The organism is Synechococcus sp. MIT S9507 (assembly GCF_047304715.1).
Lineage (GTDB): Bacteria > Cyanobacteriota > Cyanobacteriia > PCC-6307 > Cyanobiaceae > Synechococcus_C.
Genome location: NZ_CP138970.1, coordinates 2,584,949 through 2,609,255, shown reverse-complemented (window position 1 = coordinate 2,609,255; position 24,307 = coordinate 2,584,949). Strand labels below are relative to the sequence as shown.

Here is a 24,307-nt window from a genome sequence, read left to right as displayed (position 1 = left end):
AAACAGAAGACGATTGCAGGATCAGGAGCATTTTTCATGCTGCAAACTAAAGGGCATTAATCACTATTCAACACCCAAAACCGCAGCAAGAATTGCAGCTGGAATGATTGCAATAAAGGTCAAACCTATGGCCATAAAAAACGAATTCAAAACTGGAAACTCTTTCCTCTCTTCTTCAATTGCCAGATATCTCATATAAGGAAACCAACTGGCATAAATCAAGCTCAACACAAAACCGGCGAAATTATTTGAGTCACTATTAAACAGACTGGCAAAAATAACATCCAGAGAAGTGACGATCGCAAGCCAGTAAAAATAGGACCATTCACGAATCTGACAACAAACAACACCCGCAAACCAGAAGGCAATCCAGGAAAAACCACTTGGCGATCTCCAGGGGAGAAATATATTCACCCTGATTCCAGAACTGTTTTTGAATTGAATATCAAACCAATTATTCCTTTTAAGCGTGTAGCCTTGCTGAATAAGGGAATCGATTGTATCGAGCCGCTTCTGCATGGGCGGAGAGACAGATGACTGAATCTTCAAAGCAAAACAACGAATGGATTGATTATCCAATCAATTTCCACCCTGTCTACACTGGATCATCAATTCTTCAGACAACAATGCAATCCAACAGAATCATGTGACCATGGCTGAAACCAGTTTGACCAACGGTCCAGCCAACGAGACCGACTGCTTGAACCGAAACATCAATTGCTGCAGGGCCAGCAAGTCATGAATAATTCATCATCAAGACAAGAAATAAAAATCAAGCCTTACTTCAATAAAGCGCCGACAATAGATTGGTTGCACTATCCCAGTGCAGATAGAGCGAAGATTAAATCTCATGATCGGCAACCCCATGCGTTGAGGTCAATGGATTGATTGGAGCTGTGTGGGCAGAACTGACGTTCACTGAGCTCAGCTGATGAAAGTCTTGAAAAGCATCGGGTCGTTTCTGCCGATGACAGGCGTCTGAGCTGACATATGGTGATTCCAGAGAATTTGCATAGGCACCTGCTGACTGGTCACCAACCCAGTTCAGGTGCGCTCTTCACTCCTGGCAGAAGAATGGTTCGCTCACGGCGAACTTCTGCTGGTGTGACACCAAGCTCATCAGCGATCTTGGTGATTAATCCACGAGGCCAGATATCAGGATGCTGTTCAGCAGCCTCATAGATCGCCTCGTCCAAATCAATTTTTGCCAAGCGTGCCCGCCGGCTTTGCTCTGCAGTGAAAACTGCTTTTACGGCAGTTGCTGTCATGAGTACCACCACATGGGACGCCTTTGGTCTATGACCACTGAATGGTTTGTGAAAGCAGTAACAACCGCCCTGGAAGGTTCGGTTTCAGGAACTTGGCTGGTAGGTTCAATGAGAAGCAGAGTTATGTACTGGGATTCTCTGGTTTTTTGAAATGCGTGCTGAAGAGGAAATCTGGCCTGTTGTACTCATTGCTGGAAGCATCGTGGCCGTTTTGATGATTCTTGCCTTCAGTGATCCAGGTACCTTCGTGTGCGTTGGTGTCTGTGAGTGAATCTCAGCACAACGGTATTGAGTACCGTTTCGAGCCATTCATCTCAATCAATTCCCCAGCTTCAAATTTCGAGCAAGTCGGTATAGACCACGGACTGAACTCTGACTCGTCAAGATTAGATCTCAACAACAAGTCGCAGTATCTAAGCGGTTGGTCAATCAACAGAAAAGCCGCAGACGTTACCTTCATGAGCAGTCGTCAGCAAATCCACAGCTGAAGTCAGTGAATGTATCTTAATCATCAACACAATTAAGGTTTATTGTCGAATCAATCACTGCCGAACCGACGGTTTATTTCATCAAGCTGAAGTCGAAAAGCCTCAAAGCCTCACCTTGCTACTTTGATAGTCCAAGCAGAGACAGAGAAGAGAACATCAATGCCGCTTTCTATTTTCGCACTCATGTTCACCTGCTTTGTCGACGTCATGGGACAAGGCCTCGCTTTTCCTATTTTTACTGCCTTGCTAATATAGCCCAATGGAGGATTTATTCAAGGTACAAATGCTCCAAGCAATGGTGCGATTCTTTATGGAATAGCTATTGGCACATTTTTTCTAACGTGGTTTTTTGGATCGCTGTATATCTCAAAACTGTCAGACAGTATTGGGCGAAAGTCGGGCATTCTTATTTGCCTGTTCGGCGCTATCGCAGGGTATGCAATCGCAACAGCGGGAATTATTTCTCGCAATTATGCACTTTTAGTGATTTCAAGGGCGATCACTGGTTTTACAGCTGGAGCCCAGCCTATCGCTGCAGCAGCGATGATAGATCTGGCAAAAAATGAGCGTGAAAGTGCACGAAACCTGGGTCTTGTCACCGTAGGAATGAGCTTTGGGCTTGTCATTGGTCCCATCATTGGAGGACTGTTTTCTGACAAGAATCTATTGGGTAATTTCGCCTCGCCACAACTTCCATTTGTGATGGGTGGCTTATTATGTCTAGCTGGCTTACTTCCTGTATTTTTTGGGTTTAAAGATATCAAAAGAGAATTGATTCCAATGGACATCAACCCATTCCTCGTCTTCAAATTACTGACTGACGCACTGAACAGACAATCGATTCAACGCGTTGCAACAGCATACTTTCCGTACATGTTATGTATTTTAGGGCTCTATTTTTTTGTATCAGCCAACCTCTCAACACGGTTTGGCTATGGGGCCATAGGTTCGAGTGTTGCAATGTTTTTGATGGGTATTGGACTTGCCGCTTCCAGCAGCGTGCTGGTTGAGCTAATAAATGTACGTTTTTCAAAGCGCACAATTATGTTTTCCTGCACGGCTTTATTCTGCATTTGTATTGCCATATTTTTACTCATCACCTCCGGACCCTTGGCCCTGGCAATCATGCTTCCTGTCGGAATTCTGCATGGAATTGGCTATCCAACAGTTTTGACGGGATTTTCTGAGTCTGTTGATAAAGATGAACAGGGTTGGGGCATGGGGTTCGCAACTTCACTGTTCACGATTGGCGCCGCTCTTGTTTCGTTTTTCGGTGGTCAATTGATCGCTTCTGTAGGTCCACAAGCGCCATTCTTCTTCGCCATTGCATGTGGTGGGATTGCAATGGTTGCCGTGTTGATGCAATGGAAAGACGTTCCTGCATTAAGCAATGACGCCATGACCTGAGATCGTATCCAGGACAGAAATCAACCACCTCAATGCCCTATTCCGGGTTGTGACCATCGCACCAATACGTAGCCGCAGAAGGCATCGAGGATGAATGTGCTCCGCGGACTCGTTCAGGCGGCAATCTGAAGATCGAGAAGTGCCACCTCTGCACTCAATCCCGGGCCGAAGGCGAGTGCAAGGCAGGGGCCGGAAACCGATCGGCGACGCAACCTTTCGAGGATGAACAGGATCGTCGCCGACGACATGTTGCCATGGTCCTGCAGCACGATTCGACTGTCCTCCAGAAGCCTGAAATCAAGAGCCAGCGCTTCAGCGCAGGTCGAGAGAATTTTCGGGCCACCTGGATGCACAGCCCAGCTTCGGATCGCAGCGAGATCGATGGCCCGAATCTGCAGCCAGTCCTGCAACCATGGGAGCAGTGCTGCACCCACCGTTTCCGGCACACGTGGCGACAACCCCATGGAAAAACCGTGATCTCCGATCTCCCAGTGCATGAGATCTGCACTGTCGGGGATCACCACTGAGCCACTGCACTGCAGCACAAGGTCGCGATCAGATGCCGGCGGACCAGTCGAGCCGACAACGGCTGCCGCTCCATCGGCGAACAACGCATTGGCCACGACCTGTTCGGGATGCCAGCCGTACGACATATGCAGGCTGCACAGCTCAACAGCGCAGAGCAACACCACCGCACCTGGATCCATCTCGGCAAAAGCATGGGCAACACGCAAGCCGTTGAGTGCCCCATGGCATCCCATGAAGCCGACATGAGTTCGCTGCACTGCCGCTGACAGTCCGAGCTTTTCCATCAGGAACAGATCAACCCCCGGAGATTGAAAGCCGGTGCAGCTCACCGTCACGAGATGGGTGACCCTCGATGGCGCGAACCCGCCATCGTTCAGCGCATCACGAGCGGCCTGCAACGCAAGCAGACCTGCGTGCTCATCAAAGACCTGCATTCGTTCCCGTGTTCCAGGGCTTTCGCTGCCGTAAAAACTCAGACGATCACGACTCACTCCCTCATCGACGTCATTGTTGAGAAGCACACTTCCGCGTGAGCGCACGGTGGTTTTGCTGTAAATCCTGTTCATCAGCTTTTTCTGATCTGCACTGCCGGCATTGATGCGATGCGCCACCTCCAGTGCTTCCGACTGACTGAGACGCTGAGCCGGCACTGCTGTTCCGATGCCGTGAAGTGTCAGTGGCATGGGTCAGCGCAAAACGTATGAGGAACAGCCCGATTGAGTCCAGTGATGACACGCTCAGGGATTGCGGGCCACAGGCATCCCAGCCTGAACACTGCGGCTGTAGCGCTCGGTTGACGCAACAACATGGACAACAGGCGACACAGACGCTGACGACTCACCGTCATCTCCTCAAGCCTCCGTTGCCATCGCTGCTCAAGATCGCCACTCCAGCATCCCTGGGCCTCCTCCACGAAAGGAGCCACCGCCCCTCCCGCAGCAAGAGCCCAGGCCATACCTTCACCAGTGAAAGGTTCCACATAACCGGAGGCATCTCCCAGCAGCAGGAAGCGGTCACCCGCCGATACACCGGCACGGCGCGTCAGCGCTGGAGTCAACTGCCAACGTGATGTCTCCAGAGCTCGAGGGACGACGAATCCAGCCCGTCGCAGAACCTGATCCGCAGCATGAGCAACACCACCTGCAGATTTCACCGCACTGGGATCGAAGGCAGCGGCCAGATTGAGAGCACCGTCTTCACGGCGCACAAGACCGACATAACCACAACGAGCGATGGCCATGTGAATGATTCCGCCTGCATAAGCGACCTCGTCGTCATTGATCAGACAGCCTGCTCCAATTCTTGACTCCGGATCGATCCTGGTCGTGTCCCGGTCGCCTGATGCCAGAACCTGATGCTGCAAGCCAGCCGCGACAAGAACAACACGGGCCCGAATCCGCTCTGTTGGTGCCCCACCGGAAGGACGCAATCGCACCACGCGTTCTTCGGCGGAAGTCTCCTCAAGGACAGCACCGGTCTGGAATCTCACCGTGGCTCCTGACGCCTCGGCTGCATGGACCAACGCCTGATCGAAACGCTCACGTGACAGTGCCCAGCCTTCGGGCAACCCCAGATTGAGCGTCCGGCCGTTCAAGCCGAGACGCACTTGATCCAGGGGAACACCTCCCTGATCACGGATCAGCTCCGGCAGCCCCACGGCAGCCAGTGCAGCCAGTGCATTGGCATTGAAGCAACAACCGCAGACCTTCCAGCGTGGAAAGGAGCGCTTCTCAACGAGCAGGACAGACAGACCTCGGCGTGCGCAATCAAAAGCAGCCAGTCCACCGGCAACTCCGGCCCCGATCACCACCACATCCCAGCTGTTTCGCATCTCAGCCGGGTCTCCAGCTAAGCCGGTAACGCTCAGGCCAGTTGCGCTCGAGCACGGGATTTTGCAGACCCGCCTCGGCGGCGAGATCAAGAATTTCCGAAGGAGTGAATGCCGCTTTCACCGACAGTGGGCCGTCGTGATGCACCACCCAGGATCGGCTGAGCAAACGAGTGCCGGCCCAGGCCAGCGCATAGCCCAGACGACTGCGGATCAGATCATCCACCAGCACAAGGCGTCGCGCTTTCGCCGCCATCACGGTCAGCAACTTCACCACCTCTGGAGGATCGAGATGGTGAACGAAAAGGGTGCAGTACACGACATCAAACATCCTGACTTCAGGGGGGTCGAGCGCATCGGCAACAAACAGATCAACACTGCTGTTCTGCCTGGCAACGTTGCGGCGTGCGATGCGCACGGCCTCAGGATTGAGATCGCAGGCGTGGATCGTCATTTTCAACTGGCGTTGCTGAGCCAGTGCGGCGAGCTTGATCGCTGTATCAGCTCCTCCACAGGCCAGTTCAAGCACGCTGAGCGTGGTTGCTGGATTCTCAAGCGCCAGCGACTCAAGGTGGCAAAACAGACCTGGTACACAGCCACTTACGGCATTGATCCGGCGCAGGCCTCGAAGCGCCCGGTCATGGTCGGCAGGATCCAGCCCAGGCTGATCCATCACCTCGGGCCTGCGATCGCGCAGCATCGGGAGCTGGCCCGGAATCATCGACGTGAGCTGAACAGTATCCAAAGCTAGGCATCGACCAGCACTGATCGCTTCGCACTGATTTGATTCGAAGGCCTGGCTCCCGTTTGTGCGAGATGAGCTTGGTGTTGGGAAGCGAAACAGGGAAACGAGCTATCAGAACAACAAACGCCTTTCGCTCAGACAATGACAGGAACCGTTGGGAACCTTTCCTGGAAGGCCGATACCGAGCGGCCAAACATCGTTTTAATGCTCGCCGACAACATCGGCTTCGGTGATCTCGGCTGCTACGGCAGCGGCGGCGATCTTCGCGGCATGCCGACACCGAATCTGGATGATCTGGCTGAGAAAAGCCTGATGTTGACCCAGTTCTTTGTGGAGCCCGGCTGCACGCCTTCTCGAGCTGGTTTGATGACCGGCCGTTACAGCGTCCGCTCCGGATTGAACAGCATCATTGTGGGCGGAACTCCCAGCACACTCCAGGCAGGCGAGTTGACGTTGGCGGAAATCTGCAAGGAGAACGGCTACTCCACTGGAATGGTCGGCAAGTGGCATCTCGGCGAAGAGGAGCAGAGCATTCCCACCAACCAGGGATTCGACTCCTATCGCGTCGGCATTCTGGAAACCACCGATGCCACCCTCTATCCCCAGACGATGCGTCGCTCAGGCCTGAGTGAGGAGCAGATCGAAGCGGCCCAGTCGCACATCTGGGAGTCCAACGATGATGGAAGCCTGCGTCGTGTTCGCCCTTACGACCTCGACTACCGCCGTCATGTCGAAAATGACATCGCCGATGCAGCGACGTCATTCATCAAAGAGAAGTCTGCTGGCGACGATCCTTTCTTTCTCTACGTCGGATGGTCCCACGTCCACTATCCGGAGGGAGCACACCGTGACTTCGAGAACCGGTCGTCGTCAGGTCCCTACGGGGACATGCTCATGGAACACGACCATCGTGTGGGACAGGTGGTGGCCGCTGTCGAAGCAGCGGGAATCAGGGACAACACAATCATCATCTACCTGTCAGACAACGGGCCGGTTCAGAATCAGGTGATCAGCACCGACTTCAAGGGCAGTTCACCGGGCCCCTTCCGGGGCGAAGTCGGCGACGTGCTTGAGGGATCCCTGCGGGTTCCTGGCATGGTGTCCTGGCCAGGCAACATCCCTGCCCGAAAAAGCAATGAAATGGTGTCGATTCACGATTTCGTGCCAACGATCGCAGGAATACTGGGCTCAAAGCTCCCAGACGATCGTGCCTATGACGGCGTCAATCAATTGAAATTCTTCAAGGGTGAAAGCGAACAATCGAGCCGCGATCATCTGATCAGCTTCATCGGTGGTGAAGTTGCCGCTGTTCGCTGGAAACAATGGCGTATCTACCCGAAGCAGGTGATCCAGTCGCAGACCAACCCATCGTCTCTGGGCGTCTGTGCCTATCGGGCTGAAGGGATGGGTTACCCATCGCTGTTCCATATCGAACGGGACCCCAAGGAGGAATTCAATGTGGTCGGAACATGTGCCTGGGTCCTGGGTCCGTACATGAAAATCGTCGGCAACTATCTAACTTCCATCAAGGAGCATCCAAACCCTCCAACTTTCAGCATGACGTCGTTTCCCCAGTAACGAAGCCGAGAGAATCGCAGTTGAACAAAGCCAAAACGCAAGACCTCGTTCTGGTTCGTGGTGGATCTCTTTTGATGGGATCCACAGCGTTCTACATCGAGGAATCACCGACCACATCGGTTGAGATCGACGATGTTCTGATCCAGTCAAAGCTGGTGACGAACGCACAGTTCAGGGACTTCGTCAGCGACAGCGGATACGTCACAACCGCTGAGAGAAATGACCGTGAAGGTTCGGTGGTGTTCGTTGGAACAGAGGGTCCGGTGGCACTCAACGACTGGAGAAAGTGGTGGGCCTGGGTTCCTGGTGCAAGCTGGCATCACCCCGAGGGGCCCGAATCAGATCTGAAGGCACGGATGGATCATCCCGTCGTGCATGTCTCCCTGCACGACGCTCGCGCCTATGCGGCCTGGGCCGGGCTTGCACTGCCTCAGGAGCCGGAATGGGAATGGTGTGCGCGTGGAGGAATCGAAGGTGCCACTTACATATGGGGAGAGGAGCCCAATCAAGGGGAAACACTGTTTGCCAACACCTGGCAGGGCGACTTCCCGTTTGACAATCATGGGGCCCATGGATGGAAGGGCACCTCACCGGTCGGAACCTTTCCTGCCAATGGCTACGGCCTCTTCGATATGGCGGGGAACGTCTGGGAGTGGACGGAAAGTTCCTGGCAGGACACTCCCAGTGCCCATTGCTGTTGCTCAGGATCAAAAGCCGGCGGCGACCTGAAAATCATCAAAGGCGGCTCACACCTCTGTTCACCTCAGTACTGCCTCCGCTTCCGCCCAGCTGCCCGCTCTCCACAGGAAGCCGGAGAAAGCACCAGCCACCTGGGGTTCCGCTGCATCTCGCGGCAGAGACCCCAGTGATCATCCTGCTCCTGACTCAAATCTCCCAGACCAGTGCGTTTTCTCTGGCCACCTCAAGGATGTTGGTGCGTGCCTTTGCCTGCAGCTCAACCGGGTACCAGACACCTGCTGAAATGGTCCGCTCGGCGGAGGAGGCACCTGCACGCCCGCGCAGCATTTCCATCGCGAATGCAGCTGTGGCCTGACCGACACAGTCTTCGAGATCCGCATGCACACAACGCAGCGTGACCTTCAAAGGCATGCCTGATCCGGCATCAGCCTTGCTGACAGCATCAACACGCATGGCATTGGTGGCACCAACGAGCTTGTCAACCAAACGGATGATGGGCATTGAAAACAGCGCCAGGCGCTGCATCGCAGCTCGATTGACAAGCAGACCTCTCGGCAGGCGTTTCATGACGGCGAAAAGACTGTTCCAGACCACTGGTGCAGTGCCGAAACGCGACGCGCAGTTGGCCACAGCCAGTGATTCAACGGTCGTGGGAACGTCGGGGTTATCGAGCAGCAGACAGGCGTGCCTTCCCACACCTGCACCGAAATCAACGACCCGGCGCTCGGTCCATGGCTCTTTTTCAGTGAGCATGCTGTCCACGTAGGTCAACACCCTTGTGGCCAGCAGCAGGAAGGTGGCACTGACGATGGTTGGTCCTGCACCACCGGTGCCGGCCGTGAAAAAGCTGAACTCCAAGCCTTCGCAGATCTGTGGTCCACCAAGTTGTTGAACGGCTTCAGCCGCCATCAGCGCACTGACGCCAGGCCAGATGCCGCACGACACCACAGCTGGTACACCCGCTGCAACCGCATCTTCGAAGAGGCCCTTGGCGTGACGACTGAGGCTGAATTCATCGCAGACATCGCAATAGGGAACCCTCGAGGCGATACAGGCCCGGAGCAGATCAGGTTGCGTTCGCCCCTGAAACGGTCCTGCCGTGTGCACAACAAGCCTGACGCCGTGAACAGCTGTGACAAGCGACTCCATTCCCGCATCGAGATCCACCGATCTGAAAACAAGCTCCGGGAGCTTCAGACGCTTCCGCACAGCTTCAAATCTGGTCCTGCTGCGCCCTCCGATGGCAAGCCTGAGTGGCACACTCTCAGGCCATCGACAGGAGAGCGTGTGAAGCCAGCGCACCGTTGATGCACCCACGCGTCCGTTACCGCCGATGACGAGTACATCAATAGTCGGAGACGATTCACTCACAGCGGCAACCTGTCTGGGTTCAATGGCTCAACACAACGTCTTCGTCAGCTCGCGGCACGGTGTCCTGCACAAGAAGACTCAAGCCGGCCGCGGCCAGCATGCCCACCACCACAACCGAATATCCCTGCAGCTCCTGCATCGATGACGGCCTGGCACCGGCCGGCAAGCCCCACTGAGAAAACAGACCGACGGTCGGCTGCACAATCACCGGGAAGAACATCACAACGAAATTGACGAAAGCGAGTGTGATCGCTCGCGTATGCCGCTTGGCGGTGTCGGCAACCATCACGAAAGCCAGTTGCTGACTGCCGGAGGTGAACCCAAGCGCTCCGACCAGAACAACCACAACGCTGACCGGCAAGCGACTTGTGAAGCAGAGCAGCAGAGCGAAGCTGGCGGCACTGATGGCCCCTGATGAAAACAGAACTTTGCGGCGGCCGATGCGATCGGACCAGTGGCCGGCCACCATGGCGCCGATGGCGAAGCTGATGAACACGACGGTGGTGATCAGACTCGCGTGGTCACTGGGAAGACCGGCCTCGATTCCGAAGAACGACACACCCCAGAGATCACCGATCACAGAAACCGGCAGATAGATGCCTGCAGCGGCAAGCGAGAGGATCCAGAGGCTGGGTTGATGGAGAATCCTGTTGAGCTGGAAGCCCATCGGTTCGGGACTCTGTGGATCGAAACCGTCCTGCCGCATGAGCTCCACAAACCAGCTCGGCCGTCTTGGCAGGTAACACCAGATCAGACTTGCGATGATGACGCCCACCGCAGAGCCGATCAACAACGGCATTCGCCAACCGAACTGATCTGAAATCAACAGCAGAGGCAGCTGGGCAGTCGCCGCCCCCAGCGTTCCGATGGCGGTGACCATCCCCGGAACCATGCCGTGACGCTGAGGGGGCAGCCAGATCAGTGAGAGATAGATCACGCCCAGATAGGCCACGGAACTGCCGAGCCCCTGAAAAAAACGACCCAGACCCATCAGAACGATGTTGTCCGATGTAGCGAAGAGGAGGCATCCGAGTGCAACAAGTAGCGATGCCGGCGCCGCAACGGCACGAACACCATGTCGGTCGAGCAGCCGCCCAACGAGCAGCTGAGCCGGTGCATAGGCCAGAAAATAAAGACTCATGGAGAAGCCGAACGCGCCTTCACTTGCGCCGGACACTTTCATCAGCTCTGAGTGCAACACCCCGGGAGCGACCCGTACAAAGAATTCATAGAAATAGAAGAGCGACGCAACACCGAACAACATCCAGGGCCGCCAGCCCTGACGGGCCCGTTTCGCGCGCAGGCGAGAGGCCTTGAGATGACGTTGGGCCGCATCATGGGCCGGCCGGCCTCCTGGAGGTCGTTGTTGCATCTCGATCGACGCGAAAATCGATCAGCGATGGGATGTCGCTGACGAATGAGCAGCATCCTTTGCTAGCCATGGTTGCTTAAAACGACACCGGAACATTCAGCGGCTCGCCTCTGCAAGCAACCTGGATCCAAACCGTGCATAAAGGGCCGGAATCACGACCAGCGTCAGCAGTGTCGAGGTGATCAGACCACCCAGCACCACGATCGCCAACGGCTGCAGGATCTCGTTGCCAGCTCCGAAGGCCAGAGCCAGAGGCAGCATCCCCAGGGACGATGTGAGAGCGGTCATCAGAATCGCATTGAGACGATCAAGGGTGCCGGCACGAATCAATTCCTTCAGACTTTCTCCGCTCTGGTGGCGTCGGTTGTAGTTGTCCACGAGCAACAGCCCGTTACGGACTGCCACGCCGAACAGGGTGATGAAGCCGATCAGCGATGCCACGGACAGCACACCACCACTGAGAAGAACGGCAACCAGTCCCCCGACCAGCGCAAGGGGGAGATTGAGCAGGATGGCGACCGTCGCTGGCAGAGAGCGAACAGCGACCACCATCACTGCTGCAATCAAAACAGCGGCAAGCAGGCTGTAGAGCACCAGAGAACGGGTGGCTCGCTGTTCAGACTCAAACTGGCCGCCGTAGCGCAGGGTGTAACCGGAAGGAAGTGTCACCGACTGCTTCACACGGCGACGGATGTCATTCACCACCGGTCCCAGAGGGCGTCCGGCAACATTGGCTGATACAACGATTCGCCGGGAGACATCCTCGCGATTGACCTCATTGGGCCCCGTCGTCTGTTCGAAGGTCATGAAATCGCCGAGCGGCTTCAACAGACCATTGGCGGTGCGAATCGGAAGATTCTGCAGTGACTGCAGGTCACCCTGCTGGTCCCTGGGAAGTGTCACGACAAGCGGGACAGCGACCCCGGAGGATGACACGTGGCCGACGGCCGTTCCATGCAGGGCCACCTCAGCGGCTCGTGCCAGTGCTGCGACGCTGACTCCTTCCCGCAATGCCGCCTCGCGATCAATCCGGAGCTGAATCTGAGGCACGGGCAACTGCGGCTCCAGCTGCAGATCAACGACACCGGAAACCTCGCCCACCGCATCTCGGACCTGTTCTCCGAGATCCCGCAGCTCCTCAAGGTCGGGACCGGCGATCTTGATCGCAATGGCACTGCGAACCCCTGACAGGACCTCATCCATGCGATGGGAGATGAATCCACCCACGTTGGGTGCCACACCAGGCAGGCCAGCGAACACTTCACGGATGCGGGCAATGGCGGCGGGACGATCTCGCATGGCCTGATCACTCAACTCAAGATCGACGTGGCCGATGTTCACCCCGGCGCCATCGGCATCACCCGGTGCCCGGCCCGCTCTCACCTGCACCCACTCCACATCGGCACTTGACTGGAGCTGCTTGGAAAGCAGTCGACCCGCTCGGCTGGTCATCTCCAGCGAGACTCCGGGATACAGCACCATGGAGTTGACCAGTGACTGCTCCCGGAATTCAGGCAGAAAAACCCGGCCGAGGCTGGGAAGAATCAACAGGGTGGCAATCACCACAGACACGGCCAGCACGAGCACCCGGCGAGGGGATCTCAGGACAAGCTCGAGCAGGGGTCTGTACAGACTCTGAGCACGGGATTCCACCCATGACGCGGCAGCCGGCAAGGGGGCACGACTCAGCAGCAGGGCACAGAGTGCAGGTGACAAGGTGAGCGCCACAGCCGTCGAAGCAACGATCGACAGCACATAGGCGATTCCCATGGGCATGAAGATTCGCCCCTCCACACCACTGAGCGTGAAGATCGGTGCGAACACCACAACAATGATCAAAGTGGAGAACAGCACCGGCTGTCGCACTTCAACCGAGGTGTTGAACACCACTTCAAGAGGATGTAACGGCTGGTCCTGAAGCCGGTTGCTGCGCAGACCCCGATAGCAGTTCTCCATGTCGACGATCGCATCGTCGACAACAGAGCCGATCGCCACCACCAGACCACCAAGGGTCATTGTGTTGAGTTGCAGGCCGAGCCCGCGCATCAACAAGAGCCCAACAAGGAGCGACAGTGGAATGGCACTGAGGGCGATCAAGGCCGTTCGCCAGTTCATCAAAAACAGCAGAAGCACAACCGCAACGATCACCACTCCAAGCAGAAGAGATTCACTGACGTTGCGGATGGCGATCTCAATGAATTTCGCCTGACGAAATGTCTGAGTGACCGAGACATCAGCTGGAAGCGATGTCTGAAGCTGGCGCATGCTGTCTTCCACGGTGCGCGTCAGCTGAGGTGTATCCACATCAGGCTGTTTGTTGATCATCAACACAACAGCCTGTTGTCCGTTCAGGCTGGCCGCACCGCGACGCATCGCCGCTCCGGATCTCACTTCCGCAAGCGAACCGAGGGGGATGGCACGACCATCTCCCGCACGCACCACGGAACGCGTGATGTCATCGTCTTGACTGATGCCATGGTCGCTGAGGATCAGACGCTCCTGACCACCGGAAATCTGAACCCCGCCGCGTCCGTTGAACTGAGCATTGCGAGCGGCTTCAACCAGCTCATTCAAGTCGACATCCTGAGCCTGCAAAGCCTTGAGATCAAGCTGCAACTGAGTCTGAGGACTGTCACCCCCATAGATCGTGATCTGGGCCACACCGGGAATGGCCAGCAGCGGATGTTCAAAGGTGCGCTCCACGATGTTGCGCAGCTGCAGGGCCTGCTCAGCGGAGGCGGTTTCCGGAAGTGTGAAGGCGTATTGAAGAATTGTTCCCAGCGGTGAAAGCAATGGCGAAATTTCCGGAGCCTCAGCCGACTCGGGAAGTTGCATCCGCACTTGCTGCAACCGTTCCGACACCGCCAGCCGGGCACGCTCCAGGCTGGCTGAATCACGAAACACCACCTGCACCATCGACAGACCGGGCTTGGACGCGGATCGAACCAGATCGACCCCGGCAAGTCCGTTCACAGCCGCCTCGATCGGCTCACTGATCTGATGCTCGACCTGTTCAGGTGCGAGACCTGGTGCAACGGTCTGGATTTCAACCTGAGGTGGTGCAAACGGCGGAAACACGTCCAACGGCATCTGCAGAACGTTGATCACACCGATGAGACTGATGATCAGGGAGCTGATCAGCACCAGCCATCTGCGGGCGATCGACCAGCGCAGAATCTTGTTCAGCAGCTTGTTGAACATCGATGAACTATTGAATCGCCGAAAGACAGACAGACAACGACGTGGTTCAGCGCTTGTTCTTCTGCGATTCAGCGAAGATCGACAACGCACCGGAGACGACGATCTTCTCGTCTGCCGTCACACCGTCGAGGACCACGGTGCGATCGACTGAAACAGAGCCCGGCTTGATCACAACCGGGTCGTAGGTGGTTCCGCTGAAGACGAACACATAGGGCTGACCATTGGCTTTGACAATGGCGACGTTGGGCACACTCAACTGGCCGTTGGTCTCCACTTTGGGCTTTTCGGAAACGATTCCGAGCATCTGATCGCGGTTGGGGTTGGCCTTCACCTGGCGGACGGAACCGGTCTGAACAAACTCGTCGCCGTGTCCGGCATGGGCCAGCACTGGACCTTCGTTGAGAGCGGGGATGGAGGCCATGACAGCCAGACACGTGAAAGCAAGAGCGCGCATACACAATCCGTTGTTGACTCCATTGTGGTGAGAATGGTTATCAGCGACCACTGTTGTGACATCGCGTGCACACGCGACAGATGAACTCAATACTGCTTCAACAACAACCAGGGCATACTCAGCGCGGGCAAGATTGATGCACCTCAAGCCAATTGAACAAGCGAGAGGAGCTCATCATTCACCTCAATTACTGAATCATGGCTTTGTCAGCTCTGACGATTGCATGCACAACGATTGTCGGCCTTTCCGGTGTTGCGATGTCTGGACCTGTACTGGCCCACAACAAAGGCCTCTACAAAACAGAAGCCGAAGCACGCCAACGCGCTGAACAGATTGGCTGTAAGGCGGTTCATGAGAACAACGGTCGCTGGATGCCATGCGCCAATGAGCGGGAACTGCACCAACAACTGCGCAAACAATGAAGCGAAGTCCCAGTGCACAGCGTCAGGCTCGACGCATTCACCGCTGGCTCGTTCCGATCGCAGCGGCGCCGTTGCTGCTCACGGCAATCAGTGGATCCCTGTACAGCCTTCTGCTGGAACAGGGAATTGACGCGTTCTGGTTACTCAAGATCCACACCGGCAGTTTTGGCTGGATCAACCTGCAGTCGTTTTATCCAGGGCTGCTTGGAGTACTCACGGTTGTGATCACAGCATCTGGAGTGACATTGCTGATCAAGCCCCGCAGCTGACAATCCATTGGGGGCAAGAAAGATCCAACGAGTGCAGACCTCAAGATCTACATGTTGTTAATGAATCTGGATGACTGCTAAGCGTTGATTGCGAGAACAACAACAACCCTTGATGAGTCGATTCGCGTCTGGCTGCGCTGCCGTGGGATTGATTGCCGGTATCAGCGTTTCAGGTCTGCCGGCCGGGGCACAGGCGCCGACTTACTGCGAACCCGATGTTGGTTCACCGGAGAATCTCAAAACCGTGAAACACGGCCTGCTCGAGGGATATCTGGCACCTGAGTCAGTGCCCGATTCGTTGAAGCTTCTGCCTGCACACCCCATGAAGGGGTCCATCGAGTACGACCTTGATGTGGCCAATGCCGAATCGACCTTTCCTCTGCAGGGAGGCCCGCGCTGGGACGTGGCCGCCATTGATGCCAACCTGAATTTTCCTGAAGCCGCAGCGATCTACTCCTGCACCCTTGGTGTGCCGATCACCAAGGAAGGAACACCGAGGCTTTACACCCTGCTGCGACGCACACTGACCGACGCCGGCCTGGCGACCTACAAGGCTAAAAACAACTATCAGCGCCCCAGGCCGTTCATGGTCAACGGCCAGCCGATCTGCACACCCGACGAGGAAACCATGCTGAGAAGCGATGGCTCCTACCCCTCCGGCCACACCGCTGCTGGATGGGCATGGGCACTGGTTCTCAGTGAGCTCGCACCGGAACGTCGCGATGCAATCCTGGCCAGAGGAATCGAGTACGGAAAGAGCCGCTACATCTGCAATGTGCACTGGCTGAGTGATGTTCAGGCCAGCCAGATCATCGCCTCAGGCACCGTGGCCCAGCTGCAGAACGATCCGGTTTTCCGCGCTGATCTGAGAGCCGCAAGAGCGGAAGTTCAGGCCATGCGCCGTCAGGGGCTGCCCCCCAATGGAGACTGCGATCTGGAGAGAAGAGTCTTCCAACCCTGAGTCTGAGCGCCTGTTAAGACCGATCAGGCCACCTGTGCATCGCAGGTGGCCTTTGCTTTGCGAGAGGCCGATCGAGTGAGGCTCGAAAAATCTTTACAACATCCATGGCTGGTTCCCTGGTCCAGACCGAAGCTGGAGTCCTGCAATCAGTCGACGCCGTTGAAATCACTATGAACCTGCATTCCCGGATCGGTGGTGTTCCCGAAAATATCCTGATCAAGCTGAACGACCGCGACGTTCGCATCACTCTGGAACGTCGCGGTTGCGAAAACGGCGAACTTTGGCTGCTGCTGCCTGCCTTGAGCACCGTGTCGAGCCGTGGTGAGTGGCATGCCTTTGCTGATGCCATGGATAAACGCTGCCAGCTGGTGAGCTTCGACTGGGCAGGATTTGGAGACAGTGAACGCCCGGCGATTGCCTACGACGCGAAGGTTCTGCGTGATCTTCTTGCTGGCATTCTTCAACACCTGCAATCCGCTGATCAGGTCAAGGTCAATATCGTTGCCGCTGGCCACAGTGTTCCCATCGCTCTCGGGCTGGCTGAGCAATGCTCAAGTCAATGGGCACAGATCGTGGTGGTTGCACCCACGTTCAGAGGACCCCTCCCCACCATGACCGGCCGGGCAGGACAGAGCTTCAGCTGGGTGAGGCGTCTGGTGGAACTGCCACTGGTTGGACCGCTGCTCTATCGACTCAACACCAGTCGGCCGATCCTGAAGCTGATGCTGCGGCGTCATGTCTGGGTCAATCGCAACCTGCTGACACCGGAACGTCTGCGCGAGCAGCAGCGAATCAGCCGGCAACCGGGTGCCCGCTTTGCAAGCGTTGCTTTTGTCACCGGGGGGCTGGACGCCGCCTCCGACTCGCGGTGGTGGCTGACACAGATACAGAAATTGCACTGCCCTGCGCATGTGGTGCTGGCCAACGAAGCACCTCCTCGTTCAAAAAGGGAAATGTTGACGCTGGCAGACAAGGCGGATCGTGTCTCTGATATCGATGGACGCCTGGGACTGCATGAGGAATTCGGCACTCTTCTGGCGCAGACCATCGTCGCCAGCTGAACGAACAGCGACTTCTGTGTAACCAGCGCCATCAGCACTAACCGGACAAAAGCCTTAAAGTCGTGTCAAATCTGCATCGACGCAGCTCTGGTCCAACTCGCCCTTGAACGCCATGGCCTCCTTCACCTGGAACGAATCCACCCTCTCCGCCGATTGCGGAACCCTTGAAGACATGGCCGAGCGTTTCGAAGACACAGCTGCTCTGATGAGACGTCTTGCTCAGACCGGTTTCGCTGTCAAGCAACAAGAGGGAACCAGAAAGATCACTCACGTCAACGACGAAGTTTTCAAAAGTTTTGGGTTTATCATTGAAGATTAGTTAGTTACAAATAAATCATCCAATATCGTTCTCATAGATCCCCCCCCAATAAATCTTTTTTCAAAGCGGCAATTCGTGCAAAGACTTCTGCACGCCGATGTTGCAGCAACAAGTTCGAGGTGATCATTCGCACTAGCGCAACAAGGCCAATCAGCTCGGCAACCCCCTGAAACAGACCACCGACCAGCGGCAAATGGTTCATTGAGCTTAAAAAAGTGCTTACGAAGGTCAACAGCAATCCGAGAATCACGGAGCCGAAGATAATCAGAAAGATTGGATAAATCTGCATGAAGCTCTCGAGATTCAATTGCTTCAGCGAATCCAATCCAAGCAAAAGCTGTTGGATGAGGTGAGAGACTGAAAATTCATCCTCATGATCTTCTGACTCCACGGATCGTGAAGCTTCAGGAGCGCTGGGTGGAGACTTGGCCAGCTCAACACTTTGATTCTCCTCGCCCCGAGTGGTGTCAAGGACGAGATCCAATTCAGAGGCATCAACAGGCTCCTTGAACGGCAACTCACCACTCTGCTCAGGATGTTCACTCACCTGTAGACCTCAAAGATGAAGCTGCCAATATGCGGGAGATGATCAGGTGCAGAACGATAAATTAAGCAAACAAAACCTCTCACAACAAATCGCATCAAGGCCCACCGGATTCCAAACAATCCTCAACAATTAATGCAACAAATATCCAATCTTCAGCTCGAGCTGACGCTGACTGTTACAGCAAGAAGCCGCAGTGCGAGATGTTCAGGTCCAGATCGCCACAACAGCCATCACTGCGAAGCCTCCAACTGCACCAATGAATTCGCGCTGATTGCAACAACGATTGATCATCGGTGAAGAGGCAAGACCATGCAAAGTGCCGAAAAACAGGAATGTTCCTGCTGCTGCCGCACTGATGGAGGCCTCAACCAATGGATGGGCAGCCGAAGCGGAACTCAGGGCCTGACCAACAAGCGCACCGAAAGGGAACATCACTACAAACACCAGGAAGAGTCGCCAGGCGGAACGCCTGGAAAACTCGGAACGGCCAAGCTCCAGGCCCAGCGCAAAACTTGCGGAGCCTTTATGGGCCAGTACAGCGATAAAGATCACCACCGTTAACGCGACTGAGGACGACACCCCAAAGGCGGCACCCATCAACAGCGAATGAATCGACAACATCGCGACAGCAGTGAGCGGCAGAAGCCTGCTGTTGCCCGATGGGAACTCCATCCCACGATTGGCCAAGTGCTCAATCCACAGAAGCAGAAGCATCACCGATCCACAGATCACCATCGCGAACGGATAGTCGACGTTGGCTGCATCAAAGGCCGACTGTGAATCACCAAGCATGTGAATCAAACCGGCACCAAGAAAAATTCCAGCGGCAAAGGCTTCGCCGAACCCCAGTGCAGGCAGCGATCGATCTGAACGCATGGCCTTCATCGCCGGCCGCCCTGTTGCAAGAGAGATGATCACCACAACGGCAACCATCACCAACTTGAGAACTGAATCCGACATCCGCCCAGAAAGCTGCCGGCTCTGATTTCAGGAACGATTCTCATTCTTGATCAGATCCCGGCTGCAGGCAGGATCAGGCGTCGATCGACAGGTCGCCGTTATTCCGCCAACGGCGCAGTGTGAAAATTCCAGTTGTCACCGTCCTCCAGCCACAGCTCCCAGGTCATCGCCGTTCCATCACGCAGACACAATCGCCCACCAAAACCGGCGGGAGAAGGTTGATAGAGATCGGACAACTCGATGACAGACTCGCCTTCCCGCGAAAGCAGCAGTTCAACAGGCCGGCCAATCCGCTCGGACAGAACCTGGCGCAACTCATCAACGGTCATCAATCAGGATTGCTGAAGTCAAGCACCAGATCACCGAGATCTTCACGACTGATCGTGAAGGCGAAGCCATCAACCTTGCCGCGCCACACCCCGATCGCAGCGTCGGCAGCAGTGCCCTCAAGCTGCTCAACCTTGTGATCAAAAAGAACGGAGAAACAGTGGGCGGCCACACGAGCAGCCTGATCCTCATCCATCTCATCAAGCTCATGAGCCTGAACAGCACATCCCTCGAGCAGTTCAGCATCAATTACATTGCCGCCGCCAACGTCGGCGACGAGAGCCTGCAAACCGGCCAGTTCGCTGTTATCAGTCATGGCGTCATTGTCCATCAAGGACAGGCATCAACAATGAAGTGCAACAGGGTTATAGCCATCAGATGACTTGAAAATCAGCGGAACCATAGACCCAGACCGTTCAACGCTTGGGGATTCGTTCCTAGTGCTCAGGCAAAACACAGACAGACCCGGAACAAATCAAGAGCACGGCACAAAGAAATCACCGTTCACAGCTTGTGCTGCCAACTTGAAAGCACCACCTGGAGGACTTATGTCAACCGTGTCCTGTCGATACAACGGTGAACTGCGCTGTGAAGCCACACACCATGGCTCCGCTGCGGTGTTGATGACGGATGCTCCGATCGACAACGCCGGCAAAGGCGAAGAATTCTCCCCAACTGACCTTCTGGCCACAGCACTGGCCACCTGCATGCTCACCATTATGGGAATCACCGCCAGGAGCAGAAACTGGTCCATTGAGGGGAGCACTGCCGATGTGGACAAGCAGATGAGCCAATCAGGTCCACGCAGAGTTGAGAGACTGCGCGTGCATCTGAATCTGCCCGAACATCTCAGCGAGGAACAGCGCACACTGCTGCAACGCGTTGCAGAGCAGTGCCCCGTGAAGCGAAGCCTCGATCCATTGATTCAACTGGAGCTGATCTGGAGCTGATCGTCATCATGGGCAGTCAACCCTGCTCATGATGGCGACACACCGAGCGACATACCCTGGGCCAGAACCACAGGCAGGGCCGTGTCAACACTGAGGGTACGGTCACCAAGGTGAACCCGTTGCGCAATCACCGACGTCGCAAGCCCGATCTCGAAAGGCACAAAGCCGCCCTCAGGACCGATCATCACCAGCGCAGGCTCTGCAGGGGTCTGGGACAATGCGATCGGAGCTCCCTTATCGGCGATCCAGCAAGGTCGACCGTTGCAAAGCTGAGGCAACTGGTCCTCCACAAAAGGACGGAAACGTTGATGACAGTGAACCACCGGAGCGATCGTGTCCTGTGAGCGTTCCATCCCAGCCATCAGGGCTTCAGCGATCCTGGTCTGAGACAGCAGAGGAGACTGCCAGTAACTCTTATCGACTCTGGCGCTGTTGATCAGGTGCAGGTTCCCGACACCGAATTCGGCAACTGTTCGCAGAATTCGTCGCAGCATTTTCGGCCTGGGAAGTGCCAGAACGATGTCGAAGCGATGCCTCGGCGGCGATGGATCGGTCAGCTGCACAGACAGCTTCACACCCGTGTCGTCGATGAGATCGACCCGAGCGCTTCCCTGCGCTCCGCCATACAAGCCGACCCGAAGCGTGTCGCCGACCACCGCTCGCAGGACCGAACGAATGTGGTCGGCACGGCGTCCATTGGCCAGAAAACAGCTGGATCCTGACCAGAGATCATCGGCAAAAAGCAGGATCAGATTCATGCTGCGAATCCTTGCTGAAGAGATTTGACATGCGCAAGCGCTGTCATTGGTTTCATGCGAATCGACAATCTCCAGCGAAGAGCACAAGCGGTGAACCGAACGTTGGAGAACGGCAATCACACCCTTCGTCCCATTGATGATCTGGGTTCAATCGCAGACAGTGTGACTATGAAAAACGCACAAAGCAAAAACAGAACAGACGCAACAATCAACTCTGAATCGCTGCTGCAACTGCTCAGCGAACGACTGCTCCTCTGGGATCAGCAGGAGGCTGCTGAAGCGGCAGGTGAATGGCATCAGGCACTTGCCCTGGAACAATCAATCCGCTCAATCTCCCCACGCATTCGACAATCCATGGGCTTGCTGGTGCCGACGCAAACAGGGGGCTCTGGACGTTGAAGCTGAGTGATGTTGTCGCCAATCATGGCTTTGCACCATGCAATCTGGCCAGGATCGAGGATGCACTGCTCTACCAGCGCGAGCATCACGACGGAATCGTTGAACTGCTCTGCGTCCAGAAAATCGGTACGGAGATGCGGGTGGATCGTCAACCGCTCATCCCCCTGTTGGTCGATGGACAACTCACCACGCCTGTCTTTCTACCCGTGGGGAATGCGGTCTCGGATCAGCGCATCCCCAGAGATCGACTGGAGGACTACCTGAACACCACCCTCTGAGCGCTAACGGCAATAAGCCGCGATTCCAGTTGTGGGTGGGCAGACCGCCCTCAGGGATGTCCCTTGTTCCATACCTTCTCGCAATGCTGAAACAACGCGCTTGGCAATGTTGTCGAGGGTGAGCTTGCGACGCTTTGGATCGCGCAGCCCCCTCTCCAGAGCTCCCTCGAGCATGCCGATTTCCAGCATCGACACACCTCTGCGTGGCCCTCCGAGCATGCCCCGGTAATCGTAGGGATAGGCACCGAATTCCTTCGCCAGCGCTTCGTCCATCACGGAAAATCCATAGGCAACAGCTGGAATGATCCCTGCACCGATTCCATGGGGTGAATAAGCGTCGTAGTGGATTTCGACGACATAGCCCCCCTTGGACGCATGGTCCTGGCCCACAGACCAGTTGGTGCGCGGATCCCGCTCGTTGCGGATGGTGCGTACACCGGGGTCGTAAAAGCTGATGTTCAAACCCTGCTTCTTGCCCTCAGCCACGACGGCTCGGGCAGTGCGCAGGTTCCAGTAGAGCTCATCCGTGATTCCCGCCTGCATCGGAGCAGCTCCACCGACACCCACAGCCCAGCCAGGCGTGCCGGAACCGTACATCCGCTGGGAATCGGCGTGACCAGCCAGAACCAGAATCGACGAATCCTGCCTGGGCATGCTCTCGCCGACCCAGTTCTTGCCACGTCCGGGTGTCAGGGGCAGAGGAGGAAGCTGCACTGCCGACCGTTCGGGCCGAACCGGCTTCATGCTGTCAAGCAGCTCCATCAAACCGGCCCCTGACACGGGTAAGGCCAGAAGAACAAAGCCCCCTAGGAGCCCGGCAAGGCGACGCATGGGATTCAACATGGGCGACCATAGTGCCTGGCCTGGCTCCATTCGTCACCCCCCCCGCCGCGCCAGGGACTGAGCGAAGCCGGCAGTGAGGCGGAAATTGCTATTTCAGGAACTGGAAAGCTCGAAGACCATGGTTGATCTGACCGCGTTGATGATGGCCCTGATCTGGCCGATTGCTCTTCTCACCTCAATCGTGGTTCTCAGCCGGACGCTGATTGTTGTGGCGCGGAGTGGAATCCGCGTGGAGATCTACACCCGTCAACCGATTCTGATCAGCACAGGCAGATCGCCTCTTCAAGCGGAGGTGGGCAAGGTCAGGATCTGAATGCGTTGACTGGCACCAGTCAGAACCAGACCATGCGATCACGAAACAACAGTGATCACAAAACAGCAGCGATCGCGTATCAAACAACACGCATCAAAGGCAAGCCTGCACTGTTATAACGACGGGACTCGAGGGTGCGTTCTGTCAAGTCCGCACCATTCAATGACATGGCGCAGGCCGGAACCAATCAGATAACTCCTGCCAGGTCAGTCATCAGGCTGAAAAAATCGAGCCAACATCGAATTATCACGAACGAAAGTGAAAACAGGAGTCTTCAATTAAGTGTAATCGATGGATTTCTTCGCCTTTATTGCGTGAATGAAAGCGAAAATATCCAAACTGAATCCACACTCGCATTAATCCATGCAGGCACAAGCTGCTCATTTTCCTGGAACAATCAGCGAAGACTGATGATCGAAGCACTTGAGCCATCAAAAGTTGATTTCAACCCAAAAGACCAAACGGGTGATACCAATTATTTTCTGGAAAATTGGATACTCAATCTTTATGAAATCAAGCAACCCGCAGACAGCCTTGAGCGTTTAATTAAATTGTTATTATTAATTGCAAAAACAAGAAACATTCAGGATTCCTCCACTGATCAGTCTGTGATCTCAGGGCTGTCCCATAGACGCATCGGCGAAATCATCAGCAGCACCAGACCCACAGTCAGCAGACACCTGGGATGGATGCAGCGACAGAATCTCATCGACGTGGATGTCGCAACAAAAACCATGCGTCTAAATCTTCTTCAACTGAGAACCAAACAGGAAGAACTGTTCGCTCAGCCCCGACCGCATTTGCACTGACCGCCTTTCCATTTCGAGCACTTGGATTTCTTGCAACCTTTCTTTTTCTGAGGCTGATGAACCGGCACGTTCCAAGCTGCTGAGAATGCATCTCATTATACAGCGCCGATCAATCAAGACACCAGGACCTATCGAAAGACCGGATAACTCAT

General features: G+C 55.6%; 28 protein-coding genes. 13 read left to right on the top strand and 15 right to left on the bottom strand.

Annotation, left to right across the window (positions count from 1 at the left end; all coding sequences use genetic code 11):
* Positions 1-63 precede the first annotated feature (63 nt).
* Entirely contained in the window at positions 64-519 is a 456-nt protein-coding gene (locus SIB83_RS14315) for a hypothetical protein (RefSeq protein WP_413402152.1), read from the bottom strand.
* A 512-nt stretch (positions 520-1,031) separates the two neighbouring features.
* Positions 1,032-1,211 (bottom strand): hypothetical protein, encoded by a 180-nt coding sequence (locus SIB83_RS14310; RefSeq protein WP_413402150.1) that lies wholly within the window; start codon positions 1,209-1,211, stop codon positions 1,032-1,034.
* An 815-nt stretch (positions 1,212-2,026) separates the two neighbouring features.
* On the opposite strand from SIB83_RS14310, the gene SIB83_RS14305 reads away from it, so the two are divergent.
* Positions 2,027-3,163, top strand: a complete 1,137-nt coding sequence (locus SIB83_RS14305; RefSeq protein WP_413747386.1) for an MFS transporter — start codon at positions 2,027-2,029, stop codon at positions 3,161-3,163.
* Between the two features lie 113 nt (positions 3,164-3,276).
* Here SIB83_RS14305 and SIB83_RS14300 read toward each other — a convergent pair whose 3' ends face one another.
* From SIB83_RS14300 to SIB83_RS14290, 3 genes are read right to left on the bottom strand one after another with little or no spacing between them, the layout of a single operon-like run.
* On the bottom strand, positions 3,277-4,374 hold the full coding sequence (locus tag SIB83_RS14300; protein ID WP_413746230.1) for a type III polyketide synthase: 1,098 nt from the start codon (positions 4,372-4,374) through the stop codon (positions 3,277-3,279).
* Positions 4,365-5,522, bottom strand: coding sequence for an NAD(P)/FAD-dependent oxidoreductase (locus SIB83_RS14295; protein ID WP_413746229.1), 1,158 nt, complete (start codon positions 5,520-5,522; stop codon positions 4,365-4,367). Before SIB83_RS14295 ends, SIB83_RS14300 begins: the two co-directional genes overlap by 10 nt.
* Position 5,523: 1 nt before the next feature.
* Positions 5,524-6,240, bottom strand: coding sequence for a class I SAM-dependent methyltransferase (locus tag SIB83_RS14290; protein WP_413746228.1), 717 nt, complete (start codon positions 6,238-6,240; stop codon positions 5,524-5,526).
* Between the two features lie 165 nt (positions 6,241-6,405).
* On the opposite strand from SIB83_RS14290, the gene SIB83_RS14285 reads away from it, so the two are divergent.
* Positions 6,406-7,842: a sulfatase-like hydrolase/transferase gene (locus SIB83_RS14285; protein WP_413402140.1), complete on the top strand. Its 1,437-nt coding sequence runs from the start codon at positions 6,406-6,408 to the stop codon at positions 7,840-7,842.
* A gap of 74 nt (positions 7,843-7,916) precedes the next feature.
* Positions 7,917-8,711: a formylglycine-generating enzyme family protein gene (locus SIB83_RS14280; protein ID WP_413745341.1), complete on the top strand. Its 795-nt coding sequence runs from the start codon at positions 7,917-7,919 to the stop codon at positions 8,709-8,711.
* A 16-nt stretch (positions 8,712-8,727) separates the two neighbouring features.
* On the opposite strand, the gene SIB83_RS14275 is transcribed toward SIB83_RS14280, so the two are convergent.
* The 4 genes from SIB83_RS14275 to SIB83_RS14260 form a co-directional block, all read right to left on the bottom strand.
* A complete protein-coding gene (locus SIB83_RS14275) occupies positions 8,728-9,912 on the bottom strand; it encodes a saccharopine dehydrogenase NADP-binding domain-containing protein (RefSeq protein ID WP_413746227.1) in 1,185 nt (394 codons plus the stop codon).
* A 19-nt stretch (positions 9,913-9,931) separates the two neighbouring features.
* Positions 9,932-11,284, bottom strand: coding sequence for an MFS transporter (locus SIB83_RS14270; protein WP_413746226.1), 1,353 nt, complete (start codon positions 11,282-11,284; stop codon positions 9,932-9,934).
* Between the two features lie 96 nt (positions 11,285-11,380).
* A complete protein-coding gene (locus SIB83_RS14265; protein ID WP_413746225.1) occupies positions 11,381-14,485 on the bottom strand; it encodes an efflux RND transporter permease subunit in 3,105 nt (1,034 codons plus the stop codon).
* Positions 14,486-14,531: 46 nt separating this feature from the next.
* On the bottom strand, positions 14,532-14,906 hold the full coding sequence (locus SIB83_RS14260) for a hypothetical protein (RefSeq protein WP_413402131.1): 375 nt from the start codon (positions 14,904-14,906) through the stop codon (positions 14,532-14,534).
* A 290-nt stretch (positions 14,907-15,196) separates the two neighbouring features.
* Here SIB83_RS14260 and SIB83_RS14255 point away from each other — a divergent pair, with 290 nt between their 5' ends.
* From SIB83_RS14255 to SIB83_RS14235, 5 genes are all read left to right on the top strand, one after another.
* Complete coding sequence (locus SIB83_RS14255) at positions 15,197-15,361, top strand: DUF3721 domain-containing protein (protein ID WP_413746224.1); 165 nt, start codon at positions 15,197-15,199, stop codon at positions 15,359-15,361.
* Positions 15,358-15,630 carry a hypothetical protein gene (locus SIB83_RS14250; RefSeq protein WP_413402127.1) on the top strand — a complete coding sequence of 91 codons (273 nt, stop codon included), beginning with the start codon at positions 15,358-15,360 and terminating at the stop codon, positions 15,628-15,630. The genes SIB83_RS14255 and SIB83_RS14250 overlap by 4 nt, the downstream gene beginning before the upstream one ends.
* A 112-nt stretch (positions 15,631-15,742) precedes the next feature.
* Positions 15,743-16,591 (top strand): acid phosphatase, encoded by an 849-nt coding sequence (locus SIB83_RS14245; protein WP_413746223.1) that lies wholly within the window; start codon positions 15,743-15,745, stop codon positions 16,589-16,591.
* 104 nt (positions 16,592-16,695) lie between these two features.
* Positions 16,696-17,652, top strand: a complete 957-nt coding sequence (locus SIB83_RS14240) for an alpha/beta fold hydrolase (protein WP_413746222.1) — start codon at positions 16,696-16,698, stop codon at positions 17,650-17,652.
* Positions 17,653-17,764: 112 nt separating this feature from the next.
* Positions 17,765-17,971, top strand: coding sequence for a hypothetical protein (locus tag SIB83_RS14235; RefSeq protein ID WP_413746221.1), 207 nt, complete (start codon positions 17,765-17,767; stop codon positions 17,969-17,971).
* Between the two features lie 31 nt (positions 17,972-18,002).
* Here SIB83_RS14235 and SIB83_RS14230 read toward each other — a convergent pair whose 3' ends face one another.
* From SIB83_RS14230 to SIB83_RS14215, 4 genes are all read right to left on the bottom strand, one after another.
* Positions 18,003-18,518 carry a CAAD domain-containing protein gene (locus tag SIB83_RS14230; RefSeq protein ID WP_413746220.1) on the bottom strand — a complete coding sequence of 172 codons (516 nt, stop codon included), beginning with the start codon at positions 18,516-18,518 and terminating at the stop codon, positions 18,003-18,005.
* A 204-nt stretch (positions 18,519-18,722) separates the two neighbouring features.
* The gene (locus SIB83_RS14225; protein ID WP_413746219.1) at positions 18,723-19,478 is read right to left on the bottom strand and encodes a ZIP family metal transporter; all 756 of its coding nucleotides are present in this window, start codon (positions 19,476-19,478) and stop codon (positions 18,723-18,725) included.
* 98 nt (positions 19,479-19,576) lie between these two features.
* The gene (locus tag SIB83_RS14220) at positions 19,577-19,807 is read right to left on the bottom strand and encodes a hypothetical protein (RefSeq protein WP_413402116.1); all 231 of its coding nucleotides are present in this window, start codon (positions 19,805-19,807) and stop codon (positions 19,577-19,579) included.
* Entirely contained in the window at positions 19,807-20,121 is a 315-nt protein-coding gene (locus SIB83_RS14215; RefSeq protein ID WP_413402114.1) for a hypothetical protein, read from the bottom strand. The genes SIB83_RS14220 and SIB83_RS14215 overlap by 1 nt, the downstream gene beginning before the upstream one ends.
* Positions 20,122-20,353: 232 nt before the next feature.
* Between SIB83_RS14215 and SIB83_RS14210 the strand changes: the two genes are divergently transcribed.
* Positions 20,354-20,755 carry an OsmC family protein gene (locus tag SIB83_RS14210; protein ID WP_413402112.1) on the top strand — a complete coding sequence of 134 codons (402 nt, stop codon included), beginning with the start codon at positions 20,354-20,356 and terminating at the stop codon, positions 20,753-20,755.
* A gap of 26 nt (positions 20,756-20,781) precedes the next feature.
* On the opposite strand, the gene SIB83_RS14205 is transcribed toward SIB83_RS14210, so the two are convergent.
* Positions 20,782-21,513, bottom strand: a complete 732-nt coding sequence (locus tag SIB83_RS14205; protein ID WP_413402110.1) for a 16S rRNA (uracil(1498)-N(3))-methyltransferase — start codon at positions 21,511-21,513, stop codon at positions 20,782-20,784.
* A 90-nt stretch (positions 21,514-21,603) separates the two neighbouring features.
* Between SIB83_RS14205 and SIB83_RS14200 the strand changes: the two genes are divergently transcribed.
* Both SIB83_RS14200 and SIB83_RS14195 read left to right on the top strand, forming a co-directional pair.
* Positions 21,604-21,912: a hypothetical protein gene (locus SIB83_RS14200; protein ID WP_413402108.1), complete on the top strand. Its 309-nt coding sequence runs from the start codon at positions 21,604-21,606 to the stop codon at positions 21,910-21,912.
* Positions 21,909-22,190, top strand: a complete 282-nt coding sequence (locus tag SIB83_RS14195) for a hypothetical protein (RefSeq protein WP_413746218.1) — start codon at positions 21,909-21,911, stop codon at positions 22,188-22,190. Before SIB83_RS14200 ends, SIB83_RS14195 begins: the two co-directional genes overlap by 4 nt.
* A gap of 3 nt (positions 22,191-22,193) precedes the next feature.
* On the opposite strand, the gene SIB83_RS14190 is transcribed toward SIB83_RS14195, so the two are convergent.
* Positions 22,194-23,021, bottom strand: a complete 828-nt coding sequence (locus tag SIB83_RS14190; protein ID WP_413746217.1) for a dehydrogenase — start codon at positions 23,019-23,021, stop codon at positions 22,194-22,196.
* A gap of 130 nt (positions 23,022-23,151) precedes the next feature.
* Between SIB83_RS14190 and SIB83_RS14185 the strand changes: the two genes are divergently transcribed.
* Both SIB83_RS14185 and SIB83_RS14180 read left to right on the top strand, forming a co-directional pair.
* Positions 23,152-23,346 carry a hypothetical protein gene (locus SIB83_RS14185; RefSeq protein ID WP_413402102.1) on the top strand — a complete coding sequence of 65 codons (195 nt, stop codon included), beginning with the start codon at positions 23,152-23,154 and terminating at the stop codon, positions 23,344-23,346.
* 167 nt (positions 23,347-23,513) lie between these two features.
* Positions 23,514-24,155: a helix-turn-helix domain-containing protein gene (locus SIB83_RS14180; protein ID WP_413746216.1), complete on the top strand. Its 642-nt coding sequence runs from the start codon at positions 23,514-23,516 to the stop codon at positions 24,153-24,155.
* Positions 24,156-24,307 lie beyond the last annotated feature (152 nt).